General features: G+C 46.4%; 12 protein-coding genes and 1 riboswitch. Of the genes, 10 read left to right on the forward strand and 2 right to left on the reverse strand.

Annotated elements, in window-relative coordinates; all coding sequences use genetic code 11:
* Window positions 1-16 precede the first annotated feature (16 nt).
* Entirely contained in the window at window positions 17-1402 is a 1386-nt protein-coding gene (gene gabP / locus NYE42_RS03275; RefSeq protein WP_007408881.1) for a GABA permease, read from the reverse strand.
* Window positions 1403-1788: 386 nt separating this feature from the next.
* On the opposite strand from gabP, the gene NYE42_RS03280 reads away from it, so the two are divergent.
* The 5 genes from NYE42_RS03280 to guaA all read left to right on the forward strand — a co-directional run bounded on the left by NYE42_RS03280 (window position 1789) and on the right by guaA (window position 8877).
* Window positions 1789-2661: a cation diffusion facilitator family transporter gene (locus tag NYE42_RS03280; RefSeq protein ID WP_352426756.1), complete on the forward strand. Its 873-nt coding sequence runs from the start codon at window positions 1789-1791 to the stop codon at window positions 2659-2661.
* 138 nt (window positions 2662-2799) lie between these two features.
* Window positions 2800-3762, forward strand: a complete 963-nt coding sequence (locus NYE42_RS03285; protein WP_007408884.1) for a MoxR family ATPase — start codon at window positions 2800-2802, stop codon at window positions 3760-3762.
* On the forward strand, window positions 3762-4946 hold the full coding sequence (locus NYE42_RS03290; protein WP_039252488.1) for a DUF58 domain-containing protein: 1185 nt from the start codon (window positions 3762-3764) through the stop codon (window positions 4944-4946). The genes NYE42_RS03285 and NYE42_RS03290 overlap by 1 nt, the downstream gene beginning before the upstream one ends.
* Window positions 4947-4964: 18 nt before the next feature.
* Entirely contained in the window at window positions 4965-7172 is a 2208-nt protein-coding gene (locus NYE42_RS03295) for a DUF4129 domain-containing transglutaminase family protein (RefSeq protein WP_352426757.1), read from the forward strand.
* A 163-nt stretch (window positions 7173-7335) separates the two neighbouring features.
* Window positions 7336-8877: a glutamine-hydrolyzing GMP synthase gene (guaA, locus tag NYE42_RS03300; protein ID WP_007408887.1), complete on the forward strand. Its 1542-nt coding sequence runs from the start codon at window positions 7336-7338 to the stop codon at window positions 8875-8877.
* Window positions 8878-9061: 184 nt separating this feature from the next.
* Here the strand turns inward: guaA and NYE42_RS03305 are convergent, their stop codons facing one another.
* The gene (locus NYE42_RS03305) at window positions 9062-9829 is read right to left on the reverse strand and encodes a GNAT family N-acetyltransferase (RefSeq protein WP_277506922.1); all 768 of its coding nucleotides are present in this window, start codon (window positions 9827-9829) and stop codon (window positions 9062-9064) included.
* 319 nt (window positions 9830-10148) lie between these two features.
* Here NYE42_RS03305 and NYE42_RS03310 point away from each other — a divergent pair, with 319 nt between their 5' ends.
* From NYE42_RS03310 to NYE42_RS03330, 5 genes are all read left to right on the forward strand, one after another.
* Window positions 10149-10682: a sigma-70 family RNA polymerase sigma factor gene (locus tag NYE42_RS03310; RefSeq protein ID WP_144664896.1), complete on the forward strand. Its 534-nt coding sequence runs from the start codon at window positions 10149-10151 to the stop codon at window positions 10680-10682.
* Window positions 10664-12106 (forward strand): DUF4179 domain-containing protein, encoded by a 1443-nt coding sequence (locus tag NYE42_RS03315; protein WP_144664897.1) that lies wholly within the window; start codon window positions 10664-10666, stop codon window positions 12104-12106. The genes NYE42_RS03310 and NYE42_RS03315 overlap by 19 nt, the downstream gene beginning before the upstream one ends.
* 122 nt (window positions 12107-12228) lie before the next feature.
* Window positions 12229-12330: riboswitch (purine riboswitch) on the forward strand.
* A gap of 131 nt (window positions 12331-12461) precedes the next feature.
* Complete coding sequence (locus tag NYE42_RS03320) at window positions 12462-13784, forward strand: NCS2 family permease (protein ID WP_007408891.1); 1323 nt, start codon at window positions 12462-12464, stop codon at window positions 13782-13784.
* 197 nt (window positions 13785-13981) lie between these two features.
* Window positions 13982-14764 (forward strand): hypothetical protein, encoded by a 783-nt coding sequence (locus tag NYE42_RS03325; protein ID WP_324636074.1) that lies wholly within the window; start codon window positions 13982-13984, stop codon window positions 14762-14764.
* Between the two features lie 137 nt (window positions 14765-14901).
* Entirely contained in the window at window positions 14902-15075 is a 174-nt protein-coding gene (locus NYE42_RS03330; protein ID WP_352426758.1) for a Fur-regulated basic protein FbpA, read from the forward strand.
* The last annotated feature ends 42 nt before the right edge of the window (window positions 15076-15117 follow it).

The following is a 15117-nucleotide window of genomic DNA, read 5'->3' on the forward strand; positions in this document are numbered from 1 at the left end:
AGGGGGGTGTTTGCGGTTATTGCGCAATCCGGCTTTCGGAAGCGCTCTCTTTCGGTTTTTGTTTTTTGCGGAATACATATGAGGCAAGTACCAGCAGAGTAATAAATCCTGTCAGCAGAAATTCAGACCGCATTGAACTGATAAACAGCATAGATAACAAGATGGCGCAAATGGCGATGATCGTCAGGTAGGTTAAGTACGGATAAAACCACATTTTGATTTTAAGAGATTCAGGGTTTGTCCGTTCGATTTTCTTTCTCATTCTCAGATGTGAGACGGCGATGACGAGATAGACGAGCAGTGCGATCGCCCCTGATGAATTGACCAGGAACAAAAATACGGAGTCGGGAGAAAAGTAGTTCATAACAACGGCAATATAGGAGAAAAAGGTGCCGGCGATAATGGCTTGAACCGGTACGCCTCTTTTGCTCAGTTTCATAAAACGCCGCGGCGCTTCATTTCGCTCTGCCAGTGAATACAGCATCCGTGACGTCGTATAAAGCCCGGAGTTCAGGCAGGACAGAACGGCTGTCAGGACGATGAAATTCATGATTTGAGCGGCTGCGGGAACCCCGATATGGCTCAAAACGGCAACGAAGGGGCTTTCCAAAATATTGGCTGAATCCCACGGCAGCAGTGTGACCACAACCGCAATGGAGCCGACGTAAAAAATAATGATCCGCCAAACGACTGAGCGGGTCGCCTTCGTGACGGATTCGACCGGATTTGACGTTTCTCCCGCTGCGATTGCGACGATTTCAGATCCCATGAAAGAAAAAATGACAACGACAATGCCGAGCAGAACGGAACTTGGACCTTTAGGGAAAAATCCGCCGCTGCCCGCCAGATTTTCCAGCCCGACCGGTTTGCTGCCGGGGACGATTCCGAAAATGAACGCAAATCCCGCGATTAAGAAGACAACGATCGTCGCTACCTTCACTAAGGAAAGCCAGTATTCAAATTCGCCGAACGATTTAACTGAATAAATATTCGTCAGTGTTAACAGCACGGTCAGAAGCAGACTCGTCAGCCATAACGGAATGCCCGGGAACCAGTACTGTATGATTCCGGCGCCTGCAATGGCTTCAATGGCAATGACGATGACCCAGAAAAACCAATACAGCCATCCGATCGTAAAACCGGCCCAAGGACCGATGGCGTCATGCGCGTACTGTGAAAACGAACCGCTTGTCGGGTTGACGGAGGACATTTCCCCCAGCATTCTCATAATAAAAATCACTAATAATCCTGCTAAAGCGTAGGAGACAATCGCTCCGGGTCCGGTGGAATGAATGACGGATCCGCTTCCGACAAATAATCCGGCGCCGATCACGCCGGCAATTGAAATCATAGTCATATGCCGGGTTTTTAATCCCTTTGATAAAGAGTTAGGCTGATTCATTCTTTGCCTCCTTTTGGTTTGTTTATGCTGAATATTCCGACAAGTATTATTCTATCATAAATGCCACAGGCAGTTGAAAATGATGTAAGAAAATATGACATTTTTTCTCGTCCGTACAGCAGAAAGTGCCGGAAGGAAAAGAAATAATTTTCTGTTATTTCTGTGTTTTAATGGTTTTGAAAATAATTCCATGAACGTGGGTTGGCGAGAAACCTTGATACGATTGGGATGAGAGGGGTTTTGTGAATGAAAATAAGTTTCCTGAGTGCATAAATGTTCTATGCTTACTATTTTTCTGTGGAAAGTGAATCATGTTTCTATAGACCCACTGTGTCCTCGCTTTGTATGATAATGAAGGAAAAATTGAACGGGAAGGAGGATTTTCAGTGGAGAGATATCATGAATTGAAAAAAGGCGAAACCGGAGCGATTGTCAGTATTGGCGCATATGCGGCATTGTCGGCTGTGAAGCTTGTGATCGGTTATTTGTTTCACTCAGAAGCGCTTCGGGCCGACGGTTTAAATAATGCGACTGATATCGCGGCATTTGCGGCTGTTTTCATCGGTTTGCGCATCTCTCAGAAACCTCCTGACGAAGATCATCCTTACGGCCATTTTCGGGCGGAGACCGTCGCGTCACTCATTGCTTCCATTATTATGATGCTTGTCGGAATGCAAGTGCTGTTCAGCGCCGCGCAATCTATTTTTTCCGTTAAAGAGGAAACACCGGATATGATAGCCGCCTGGACGGCCGCGGGGAGCGCCGTGGTGATGCTGATGGTCTGCCGCTATACGAAAGGGCTTGCGAAAAAGGTAAACAGCCAGGCCCTTTCAGCTGCGGCCGCTGATAATAAATCAGATGCGCTCGTCAGTATCGGCACGTTTATCGGAATTTTTGCTTCACAGTTCCATTTGGCTTGGGTGGATACGGTTACCGCGTTTATCATCGGGTTGATCATCTGCAAAACCGCGTGGGATATTTTTAAGGAATCCTCTCATTCGCTGACTGACGGTTTTGATGTCAAACATATTTCTGATTATAAAAAGACGATTGAACAGATTGCGGGCGTCAGCCGTTTAAAAGATATTAAAGCGAGATATCTGGGCAGCTCCGTTCATATTGATGTCGTCATTGAAGTGCCGTCAGATCTGAACATTAAAGAGAGTCATGAGATCGCAAATGAGGTAGAACGCAAGATGAAAGAGGAACATGCCATTGACCATTCACACGTTCATATGGAGCCTCTCCAGCTGAAATAAAGCTTCCTTTCTAAAGGGAGCTTTTTCCTTTTTCAGACTGGAAACAATTCGCTGGAAACGTTTTTTTATACTGTTTATATTTTGTGGTAAAGTTAGGTTACGATAATTGAAATTTGAGAGATGACTAGGAGGAGAAGAATGGCTTATAAAGAAGAGCTGCATCCGCTGCTGGAGAAAGCCGTTGAGCATATTGAAAACATCATCATAGGAAAACGGGATATCGCCATACTCAGTCTGGCCGCCATTCTCGCAAAAGGGCATGTGCTGCTGGAAGACGTGCCGGGAGTCGGAAAAACGATGATGGTCCGCGCTTTGGCCAAGCTGATCGGAGCTGACTTTAAGAGGATTCAGTTCACGCCGGATCTTCTGCCGTCAGATGTGACGGGTGTCTCTATTTATAATACGAAAACGATGGAATTTGAATACCGCCCTGGACCGATCATGGGGAATATCGTGCTGGCTGATGAAATTAACAGAACTTCTCCGAAAACGCAGTCTTCCCTGCTTGAGGCAATGGAGGAAGGGAATGTTACGATTGACGGAAAGACAATGCGGCTGGCTGAGCCGTTTTTCGTCATGGCCACACAAAATCCGGTTGAATATGAAGGAACGTATCCGCTTCCCGAAGCCCAGCTTGACCGGTTTTTATTTAAGCTGCGCATGGGCTATCCGACTGCCGAGGAAGAGCTTCAAGTTCTGTCTTTGCAGGAAGGGCGCAATCCGCTTGAAACAATCGAGCCCGTCATTTCTAAAGAACAGTTTATCAGCCTTCAGCAAAAATTGGAGCAGGTGCGGGTGGATGATGGAATTAAAGCGTATATCGTCGGCATTACTCAGCATACCCGCCGGCATCCGTCCGTACATCTGGGCGTAAGTCCGCGCGGTTCAATCTCATTAATGAAAGCCGCGCAGGCGTACGCGCTGCTTCATGACCGCGATTACGTCATTCCTGATGACGTCCAGTATTTGGCTCCGTATACGCTGCCGCACAGAATGATCTTGACCGCCGAGGCGAAATTTAACGATGTGACCCCGGAAGCGGTTATAGAAGACATCATGCAAACGGAAAAAGTGCCCGTCCAAAGGATGTCGGTCCGCTAATGAGAAGGAAGATGCATTGGCTTCTATATGGCTGGAAGCTGCTTATGTTGGCCGTACTGACAGCGGCTGTCTTTTCTTATGCCATGTTTCAGGGCGGATTTGTGAGCTGGTTTTTATTTTATGCGTTTTTGCCGTTTACCGTTTACGCCGGGCTGGTCGCTGTGTACCCGCTGCGGGCGTTTCAGGTGACGCGTGACGTGTCCTCCGCCCAGTTAACCTCAGGCGACAGGCTGTCTGTCACCATCAGGCTGACGAGGCGCCTGCCGTTTCCGCTGACATATATGGTCATTGAAGATGTGATGCCGGAAACGCTTGGCGAGAGGCGCAGTGCGAAACAGCTCGTGTTTCCGTGGTTTCAAAGGAAGCTGACGTTACAATATGAGCTGCCGCAGGTGCCGCGCGGAGAGCATCATTTACATACGATAAGAGTGCGGACGGGAGATGTTCTCGGGCTTTTGGACAAGACGGCGTCGTTTTCCGTTACGGATACGGTTCTGGTTTTCCCGGCGTACGGGTCTGTTCACTATAAGCCGCAGGCCGCATCCGGAGAAGAGGGGGCGGCTGCCGGCGCTCCGTTTCAGGTACACCGCTCCGCAATGGCTGCGAGCGTCAGAAATTATCAGCCGGGCGACCGGTTTTCCGCACTTGACTGGAAAACATCAGCGCGGCGAAATGAGCTGATGACGAAGGAATTTGACCCGCTGCAGAGTGTGAATATGACTCTCCTTTTGGACTGCAGGCCGTCCCCATCGTTTGAAGCCGCGGTATCAGCTTCGGCATCCCTGCTTTACACGGCGCTTGTGAAGGGCTCTCCCGCAGGATTTATTTCATTGGGGAGCGACCGGACCGTATTTCCCGTCCGGGAGGGAGACCGGCATTTCAGAAAGATGCTGCGTTACCTGGCATCAGCTTCAGAATCGGAAGAAGCCGATGCAGGCGGGCGTTTAGGAAAAGAGCTGGCGGATCCGCGCGTCCGCAAAGCTTCCATTGCCGTCGTGACGGGCAGTCTTACAGAAGACCTTCTCAAACAGGCTGAGCCCGGCCGTGCTGACATGACGGTGTTTTTGGCGAAAGAAACGAATGCCGCGCTTTCGGAGAAAGAACGGAAACTCGCTCTCATCTTCGCTCAAAAAAATATTAAGGTGCAAATGATCAGGGACAAACGGGTGTCCCATGTTGTTTAGAAAGAGAGGTGGCGCGCCATGCCGCATGACGAGAACCAGGGAAGCAGGCTGAGTCTGCTGCTGTTTTATTTTCTCGCTTTTTTATTGTTATGGGAATGGCTCAGGCCGCTGCACAATTTTACAGATACAAAACATACTGGTTTTTTCATCGTTTTTATCGGTTTGGCATTTCTGCTGTCATTCTTCCGGATGAGGTGGTACGTCACCGTGCCGTCCTGCATTCTGTTTACGTTGATCAGTATTCACATCCTGTTTTATAAAGGTTCGGTTTTTCAGCCGGAATGGCTCGTTTCTTTTTTGCGGGACGTGATGCAAAATGCCCGCCACATCGGGTCCGGAAGATGGAATGACATGAATCCGTCATTCCGCACATTGCTGTTTTTTGTGCTTTTATGGCTGCTCGTGTATTTGCTGCATTACTGGGTGATCTATCAGCGGAAAATATTATTCTTTTTTATCATGACGGTGGCGTATATCACCGTGCTTGATACGTTTACTCCTTATGATGCCGCGTACGCCGTCATCCGGATCGTCTTTATCGGCTTTTTGATGATGGGGCTTTTGTATATGGAGCGCATCCGGCTTACGGAACACATAGCGTTTAAAAAAAGATTGATACTCAAATGGTTTCTGCCGCTGATGCTGTTTATCTGCGCTTCCGTCGTGTTCGGTCTGGCGGCTCCGAAATCAGACCCGAACTGGCCGGACCCCGTGCCGTTTCTTAAAAAAATAACAAACCACAAGGAAGTGCCCGCCGCCGAAAGCAAAATCGGCTACGGCAATCATGATGAAACATTGGGCGGCCCTTTTCAGCAGGATGATACGCCGGTTTTCACATGGAAGGGAAAAGAACGGGCGTACTTCCGGGTGGAAACGAAGGATACATACACGGGAAAAGGCTGGGTGGAGACCGATCAGGGCATGTCCTATAAACTGAACGGCGGCAACGTGGAAGATATATGGTTTGACCGGAGTGTGCAGACGAGACGGTATACGGCACAGGTGTCCATTGATGAAAATTATCTCTATAATCACGTCATGTATCCGATCGGCGTCTCCAATATTAAACCGAAGCACTCGATTCAGCTTGAAATGAACGGAAACACCGAGCAAATTACGCCGGTCAGTGAACAAGTGGGCAACATCCGCAATATGGGACGGTACACGGTGACTTTTCAGGCGCCCGTCTTTAAGCTGAATGATCTCAGAAAAGTGAAAGTGAAACGATACCGTGAGCAGAATCAATTCAATGACCGGTATTTACAGGTCCCCGACAGCCTTCCGAAAAGAGTGAGACAGCTTGCGGACAGACTGACGCGGGATCATCATAATATGTTCGATAAAGCGAAGGCGATCGAGGATTATCTCGGATCTTCCGCATTTTCGTATAATACGCAGGATGTCGCGGTTCCGGAGCACAATCAGGATTATGTCGATCAATTTCTGTTTGAAACGAAAAGAGGATATTGTGATAACTTTTCATCGGCAATGGCTGTGCTGCTCCGCTCTGCGGGAATCCCCGCCCGTTGGGTGAAGGGCTATACATCCGGCGAATATAAAGGGGCAGGCGACCATAACGGCCACATTTATGAAGTCACAAACAACAACGCCCATTCGTGGGTGGAAGTGTATTTTCCCGATCAGGGCTGGGTGACGTTTGAGCCGACAAAAGGCTTCACCAATCCGACGGAGTTTACGTCAGAGCAAAATCATACCGCGGCAAAAGACAGCGGAGGCTCAGCGGGAAATTCGGATGAACCGTCTGACAAGCAGCGTCAGGAAACAAAGCCGGAAAAAGAGGAAAAGCCGAAAAAGCGGGATCACAGCGCGGCACCGCAGCCTGTGATCCGCAACAAAACCGCGGCACAGCTGTGGCCGTATGCAGCCATCGTCATCGTGATTTCAGCCGCGGCGGCACTCGCCTGGCTGTTCCGGGCGCGCTGGATTCCGCACGTTACAGCAGCCAGATTGAAGCGGCGTACGGATGAAGACGTCTTTTTCGACGCATATGCCGCGCTGCTCCGCCAGCTGAAACGAAAAGGATTCAGCAGGGGAGACGGAGAAACGCTGCGCGATTTTGCCGCGAGGGTTGACGAGGCGCACCATACAAACGACATGTCCGAGCTGACGCTGCGCTATGAGCGTGCGTTATACCGCAGCGATAATGCCGCAAAGCTTTGGAATGAATCGGGACAGTTGTGGGAAAATATAATTAAAAGAAGATAGTCTTGACCGCATACCGTCCTGTTGTTAGAATAAATGAATGTTAAATGGGAGCCCGGGAGCGTTAAAAAGCCGGGCTTCCGGACAAGTCTTGCGCGACAGAGGGCTGAACGTTTGTCCTCCGTTTTTTCTGTGTCAAAAACTTAGAGGAGATTAGGTGACAACCATGACGAAGTTAGTGAATGAAATGATTCTTGTTCTTGATTTCGGCAGTCAGTATAACCAGCTGATTACCCGCCGGATCCGTGAATTTGGCGTATATAGCGAGCTGCATCCCCATACGTTGACAGCTGAGGAAATCAAAGAAATGAATCCAAAAGGAATTATCCTTTCAGGCGGACCAAACAGTGTATATGATGAAGGATCTTTCCGCTGTGATGAAAAAATCTTTGAACTCGATATTCCTGTATTAGGCATCTGCTACGGCATGCAGCTGATGACTCATTACCTCGGAGGGAAAGTCGAGGCGGCAAGCCAGCGCGAATACGGAAAAGCGAACATTCAGATTCAAGGAACCCCTGACTTGTTCAAAGATCTTCCGGAAGAACAGGTTGTGTGGATGAGCCACGGCGATTTGGTTGTAGAAGTTCCAGAAGGCTTCACTGTTGACGCAACAAGCCATCACTGTCCGAATTCAGCGATGAGCAAAGCGGACAAGAATTGGTACGGCGTTCAGTTCCACCCGGAAGTGCGCCACTCTGAATACGGCAATGATCTTCTGAAAAACTTTGTATTCGGCGTTTGCGATTGTGAAGGCAAATGGTCAATGGAAAACTTTATCGAAATCGAAATGCAAAAAATCCGTGAAACAGTCGGAGACAAGCAGGTTCTTTGCGCGCTAAGCGGCGGTGTTGATTCCTCTGTTGTGGCTGCTTTAATTCATAAAGCGATCGGCGACCAGCTGACTTGTATTTTCGTCGATCACGGCCTGCTTCGTAAAGGCGAAGCGGAAGGCGTCATGAAAACGTTCAGCGAAGGCTTTAATATGAATGTCATTAAAGTTGATGCGAAAGACAGATTCTTAAACAAGCTGAAAGGTGTTTCTGATCCTGAGCAAAAACGCAAAATCATCGGCAACGAATTCATTTACGTGTTTGATGATGAAGCGGACAAGCTGAAAGGCATCGATTACCTTGCGCAAGGAACGCTTTACACGGATATTATCGAGAGCGGTACTGCTACGGCGCAAACGATCAAATCGCATCACAATGTCGGCGGACTTCCTGAAGATATGCAGTTTGAATTGATCGAGCCGCTGAACACCCTTTTCAAAGACGAAGTGCGCGCGCTCGGCACAGAGCTCGGCCTTCCGGATGATATCGTATGGCGTCAGCCGTTCCCGGGCCCTGGACTTGGCATCCGCGTACTCGGCGAAGTAACGGAAGAAAAACTTGAGATCGTTCGTGAATCAGACGCGATTCTGCGTGAAGAAGTGGCGAACCACGGCCTTGAGCGCGACATCTGGCAGTACTTCACGGTTCTTCCTGACATCCGCAGCGTCGGCGTCATGGGAGATGCGAGAACGTATGATTACACAATCGGTATCCGTGCCGTAACATCAATTGACGGCATGACATCTGACTGGGCGCGTATCCCTTGGGATGTGCTCGAAGTGATTTCGACACGGATCGTCAATGAAGTGAAACACATCAACCGCGTCGTGTATGACATTACGAGCAAGCCGCCTGCAACGATTGAGTGGGAATAGTCAAAAGAAGCTTAGAATCCTTGGTTTATAAGGGTTCTAAGCTCTTTTTTCTTTTATAGCAACAATTGATCCAATATTATTAATTGAACCGTGAATTTTAAAGAAAAAGTATTCCACAATGGGATAATAATTAATGTTGTTTTAGAATAAAGTTTGTTCAAATTAAGCAAATTAAAGAAACCCTCTATTCAAATACAACCATTTCTCCGACATCTATAAATCCAAATCGCTTATAGATATTTTTTCCATCCTCTGAAGCCTGTAATACAACTGGTTTTTGTTTATCCTTTGTTTGCTTTAGAAGAAATTGAAACATTTCACTGCCAATTCCTTTACCTCTAAATGTTTCTTTTGTCATCACATCATAAATACCATAGCTATCTTTGGTTTCTATTAATAAACCGGTAGTTACAGGCATTTCATCTATGCATCCAATAAACATCTGAACTTCTGAACCTAATTTTACTTGTGAAAACGTATTAAAATAACTTTCTAGTGCATCTTTTTCTGGTGTACCCTCAAATAAGCTCATGAATATGTCTATATATTTTAAAAGTTCTTCATCATTTTTCACAGCAGTAATCATAAGCTGATGGGAAATTCTTTGCCCAACATTAAGAGTATTTTCAAGTTTCATCATTACATTACGTTCCGCTTCTTTTAGATCATATTCTTGTATAAGTTTTGTCCAATCCTCAGTTAAATACTGAGCATCAATCCATATACTAAAGGGATATTTTTTATATGAAAAATTATCGATTCCATGTCTGATCTTAACTGTATTTTTGATATTTGGAGATTTCGGTAATATTACATTGAATGTATCAGTGGGGATTTTTGTATTTGCTATGATGAAATCTTCTTCCTTTGTAAGCTCTCCGCTAACTGTATGGGTAAATGATTTTAATTTTTCTTCCAAATTGTTTATGACTAATTGTTGATTTGTAATCATGTTTTTGCACCTTTCAATTCGATTTAGTGCGCTTTTTTTATTATAAGGTCAACTAAAACACTAAATCACAGTATTTACCCCCTCCCATAATATTCAGAACACGGGGGAGCAATATTTTTAATGGTAACTTCTAAATCAAGGAACTACAAACCCCAAAAGGCTTGATATTCAATAAATTAATTCTTATAATGTTTAGAAAGCATTGAATGGGAATAAACCAAGATAAAAAAACGTCTCTTTTAAAAAAGAGGCGTTTTTTTTCATCTTTTTGAAACCGTTTTGCCCTGATTCATATCTAACAGCATAGGAGGTGGATAAGGTGAAGGAAGAACGATTGATCAAAAAGGCGAAAAAAGGTGATGCCGCAGCCTTTGAAAAACTGATCACTGCTCATCAGGAGACTTTATATAAAACAGCTTATCTCTATTTGCATCACAAGGAAGATACGCTGGACGCAGTACAGGAAACGGTTTACAAGGCTTTTCTGCATATCGCGCAGTTGAAGGAGCCGAAATATTTTCAAACGTGGCTGATCCGGATTTTGCTTCATACGATTTTTGCGATGAGGAAAAAGCACGGAGACGTCATCCCGTTTGAGCCGCAACATGATACACGCGCGGAGAATAAGAACATTGAAGAATACATAGATCTTCGGAATGCCCTGGAAACGCTTGACGAACATATACAGCTGACCATTCAGCTTTATTATTTTCAAGATTTCTCGATTGCTATGATCGCTGAACAGACCGGTATGGCGGAAGGCACTGTAAAAACGCATCTGCACAGGGCGAGAAAAGCATTGAAGCAGGAGCTGGAAAAGGAGGATAAACATATATGGAAAAGCATCAAATGAAGCAATTGTATCAGGACATTGACGTGCCAAAAGCTGAATTGAAAAACGTGATACACAGCGCCGCAGTCCGTGCCGGAAAAGAAGGCGCCGTCAGACGGAGATGGGGACGAAAAGTGATAAACGGCCTCGCGGTTGCTGCTGCTTTGTTTATTCTGTATCTGTCCTCAGGCTTATTCATGCCCTCCGTTAACACGGCTATGGGAAACATTCCTGTTGCCGGACAAATTTACAGTCTGTTTCAGGATAAGGCAGGTTCTGCGCTGTTTAAAAGCAATTTGGTGACAAAACTGAATGAGAAAGCGGAATCACGCGGGATTACGGTGACAGTGAAAAGTGTGTATTACGACAGCGGACAGCTCGTTTACAATTTTACCGTTGACAATTTGAAATCAGATGAGGAGAGCATCTCTTTTCAAGTTGATTATAAAGATCCACGGAATATGTTAGCAGAGGATTATGACAGCAGTGATATGAAAAAAATGAAAGACGGGCGGTACGCGGGGCAGCTTCGCCTGTTCACGGACGGCTCAAAGCTGAAAGACGGTGATAAGCTTCCGCTTGTCATTACACAAATCAAGGATATCCCCGGAAATTGGCGCTTTACACTTCCGATCAAAAAACAAAAGTCCGTTTCTCTTGAAGGAACGAAAGCTGTGAATGTAAATCACGGATTATACCGCTTTTTCGATATCCGGGCGGAAAACGGAACGATGGGATCGGCTCTCCTGTATTCTATCGACTTTCAAGATGCAGCTAAAAATGATGCCATCTCGATTGACGAAGCAACGGATGATGCAGGAAACCATTATGAAATGACGATGTCGAATATTGAACTTGGCGGCAGAAAGAATCTTCCCGGAGGCGGGAAAAGAATACGCGGCCAAACTCAATTCAGCAAACCGATAGACCCGAAAGCGAAAACACTTTTCATAACGGGTAATTTAAAATCAGAATCAGAGCCGGGAGAAATCGTGCCTCTGAAAACAAAACTGCCTGTCAGTTATGAAACGAAACATCATCATGTCGGCATTACCGTCAAAAAGATCAAACAGCAAGGCAGACGGGTGATCGTCGATTATCAATTCACAGGAATTAATTACAGCAAAGCGGAAAAAGATCAGCTGATCAATGTCGGTGAGTCAATCGGTCTCGGCAATACGAAAAAAATGAAAACCTGGCCATCAGTTGATGAGTATGAAAAAGGCTATTATCTGAAAGGAAATAAGGCGAAAGTCATGAATCTTAAAACGGGTGAAATGGAATCCGTTTTTGAATTGGATGATTCATCCGATAAAGACTATTCGTTGCGCGATTTTTCATTCGATTCATATGCTTTGTACGTCAATCAAACGGTTATGAACTTGCTGGCGGATGACAGCGGAATCACATTCGCGGTGCCGGTTCGGCCTGCGGACGGAAAATGATGTCTGGAAGGCGGCTTTTGCCGTCTTCCATTTTTGGTCAATTAACGAATAAACCAATTTTTTTTAACGGGATTGTTCGTTTTTTTATTGAGTTTTCAAAATTGAATTGATACAATAGACTCAGAAATCAAATATGCAGATATCGTATAATGGCGGGGATATGGCCCGCAAGTTTCTACCAAGCTACCGTAAATGGCTTGACTACGGATCAATCTCAATCGTTTGATATAAATAATCCATTCTTATTTATTCAGACTGAACGTATGTAGTCAAGCGTCCCAAATGTATTTGGGGCGTTTTTTATTTGGCGGATAACGGGCAGAATAAATGGGAGAGAATGAAGGAGGCAATTGGCTTGAAGCAATTTTTTCAGTTTGATGAGCTGGGGACAAGCTATCGTAATGAAATCATCGGCGGTTTAACGACCTTTTTGTCAATGGCGTACATTCTGTTCGTCAATCCGCTGACATTGTCTTTAAACGGTGTGAAAGGATTTCCCGAAGCATTAAAAATTGATCAGGGCGCGGTGTTCACCGCTACAGCCTTGGCGTCTGCGGCCGGCTGTATTTTAATGGGGCTCATTGCAAAGTATCCGATCGCGATTGCGCCGGGTATGGGATTAAATGCGTTTTTTGCTTTCTCTGTCGTCCTCGGCATGGGGATTTCATGGCAGGCTGCGCTTTCCGGCGTCTTGATTTCCGGAATTATCTTCGTGGCGCTTTCGCTGACGGGATTGCGGGAAAAAATCATTAATGCGATTCCGCCTGAGCTGAAATTAGCGGTCGGCGCGGGTATCGGTTTGTTTATCACATTTGTCGGTTTGCAGGGTTCGGGCATTATTGAAGCAAACTCATCGACTTTGGTGTCTATCGGCAATATTCACAGCGGCCCTGTGCTGCTGACGGTTTTCGGTGTTATTGTGACGGTCATTTTGATGGTGCTTCGCGTAAACGGCGGCGTATTTATCGGAATGCTTCTGACGGCGGTTGCCGGCATGGTCTGCGGACTGATTCCGGTTCCGACGCACATTGTCGGCAGCGTGCCGAGTCTTGCGCCGACTTTCGGACAGGCGTGGATGCATCTTCCGGATATCTTCTCCGTACAAATGCTGATTGTCATTTTAACTTTCTTGTTCGTCGGGTTTTTCGATACGGCCGGAACGCTGGTGGCTGTAGCGACACAGGCCGGGCTGATGAAGGAAAACAAACTTCCGCGTGCGGGAAGAGCGCTTCTGGCGGATTCAACATCAATCGTTATCGGAGCCGTACTCGGTACGTCTACAACGACTTCTTATGTTGAATCCAGCTCAGGCGTTGCGGCGGGCGCGCGCTCCGGCTTCGCGGCTGTTGTGACGGGCATTCTCTTTTTGCTGGCGATGTTTTTCTCGCCGCTTCTGTCAGTTGTCACCACGAATGTGACGGCTCCGGCTTTAATTATTGTCGGCGCGCTGATGGTGGCGCCGCTCGGGAAGATCGCCTGGGATAAATTCGAGGTGGCTGTGCCGGCATTCTTAACGATGATTATGATGCCGCTGACGTACAGCATTGCGACGGGGATTGCGATCGGTTTTATATTCTACCCGATTACAATGATCTGCAAAGGAAAAGGAAAAAGCGTTCACCCGATTATGTACGGGCTGTTCGTCATCTTTATCCTGTATTTCATCTTCTTAAAATAACGGAAAAACCGGCTGAGGAAAGCCGGTTTTTTGTTTTTGTCCTATTCCGTAAAACCAATACATACTATAAAACGTCATGTGGGTGTCCGGGTGAAGAAAACCGCTTGACTGTTTAAGGACGCTTCGGTACCTTATATAAGTGTTTTATTTTCTTGTTTAACAAATTCCGCCGTATTTTTTTGATAGGAGTTGCTGACATGACGGAAGAAAGAAAAGAAACGTTGGAAGAAGAAAAACAGCATCAGGGGACTGATGAAGAACCGCTGTCGAGAATGTCCAGAAATGCTGGACGTTATCAAAAGCAAAAGAAAAAAGAAAAGGAACGGCGCCCGGCTCCGGCTTTTACGGAAAAACTCGCTTCTGCATGGGCCGCGGTCAAACGTTATTGCCGTTTCGCGCTGCGCATTTTGACATCACCGGTGAAGGTCGTTGGGGAAGACGGCTTTTCCCGCTTTAAATATGCTCTTATTTCAATGCTTGTATTCAGTATCTTTTTCTCAATCGGAAATTGGTTTCAGCTGAGGGCTAGCCAGCAAAGGCCTCTCGGATACGGAGAGCGGCATCATACGTTTTTTGACGGTTTTACCGTCGTTCTCGTGTATACGCTCGTCTTTTTTGCCGCTGCGGCCGGGGCGGTCTGGCTTGTATCACGTTATATGATGAAACAGAAAATTACGATGCGGGATGCGGCCGCGGGGGTTGGATCGCTTTTGGTTCCGGCTGTCGCCTGCTCTATCGTGTGGATGATTTTCGCGATATTGAATCTGCCGGTCGTCACCGTGGTGTTTACGGCGCTGACCTTGTTTCTGGCCGTCTCGGCGATGGTGCAATTTGTGCAGATTCTTTACAAATCGGCTGAAAAGCCTGCGGCTGACGTGATGTACTGTATTTCCGCGGCGGTCATCATCATGCTCGTTTTTACGGCTGTGACATGGCCGCTCATTTCCGAGTACTTTACTGCTTCGCTGATTCCTTTATAAGTCGAAATTTGTCTTTCACAATGTTTACAAATATTTCTAATAAAGCGTGTTGTTTTGAAAAGCCGTCCGATATATGATGGGAGCAACAGAAATTGGAAAGCGGCATTAATCTTTATGATTCGGAAAGGATGATGAAGATGGCCCCGTTGTTGCGAGAAGCCATTAATCGGAAAAAACAGCACCTGAGGACAAAACTGATCCGCTCAGGGTTTTATCAAGACCATGTTCAGGAACTGTCCGGATACACGCTGAGTGAACTTGAGAAGGAATATGAAGCCGTCAAACGATTGAAAAAAGCCGATATTCACTGATAAGAGCTTGAAAGTCTGCCTTGCGGGGCGGGCTTTTTTTTC

This window comes from Bacillus sp. FSL K6-2865, from assembly GCF_040311405.1.
Taxonomy (GTDB): domain Bacteria; phylum Bacillota; class Bacilli; order Bacillales; family Bacillaceae; genus Bacillus; species Bacillus velezensis.

What these genes read in the sequence shown, in the direction of transcription:
- gabP (WP_007408881.1), bottom strand. Translation starts at nt 1,402, where the DNA reads ATGAATCAGCCTAACTCTTTATCAAAGGGATTAAAAACCCGGCATATG.
- NYE42_RS03285 (WP_007408884.1), top strand. Translation starts at nt 2,800, where the DNA reads ATGGCTTATAAAGAAGAGCTGCATCCGCTGCTGGAGAAAGCCGTTGAG.
- NYE42_RS03290 (WP_039252488.1), top strand. Translation starts at nt 3,762, where the DNA reads ATGAGAAGGAAGATGCATTGGCTTCTATATGGCTGGAAGCTGCTTATG.
- NYE42_RS03295 (WP_352426757.1), top strand. Translation starts at nt 4,965, where the DNA reads ATGCCGCATGACGAGAACCAGGGAAGCAGGCTGAGTCTGCTGCTGTTT.
- guaA (WP_007408887.1), top strand. Translation starts at nt 7,336, where the DNA reads ATGACGAAGTTAGTGAATGAAATGATTCTTGTTCTTGATTTCGGCAGT.
- NYE42_RS03305 (WP_277506922.1), bottom strand. Translation starts at nt 9,829, where the DNA reads ATGATTACAAATCAACAATTAGTCATAAACAATTTGGAAGAAAAATTA.
- NYE42_RS03315 (WP_144664897.1), top strand. Translation starts at nt 10,664, where the DNA reads ATGGAAAAGCATCAAATGAAGCAATTGTATCAGGACATTGACGTGCCA.
- NYE42_RS03325 (WP_324636074.1), top strand. Translation starts at nt 13,982, where the DNA reads ATGACGGAAGAAAGAAAAGAAACGTTGGAAGAAGAAAAACAGCATCAG.
- NYE42_RS03330 (WP_352426758.1), top strand. Translation starts at nt 14,902, where the DNA reads ATGGCCCCGTTGTTGCGAGAAGCCATTAATCGGAAAAAACAGCACCTG.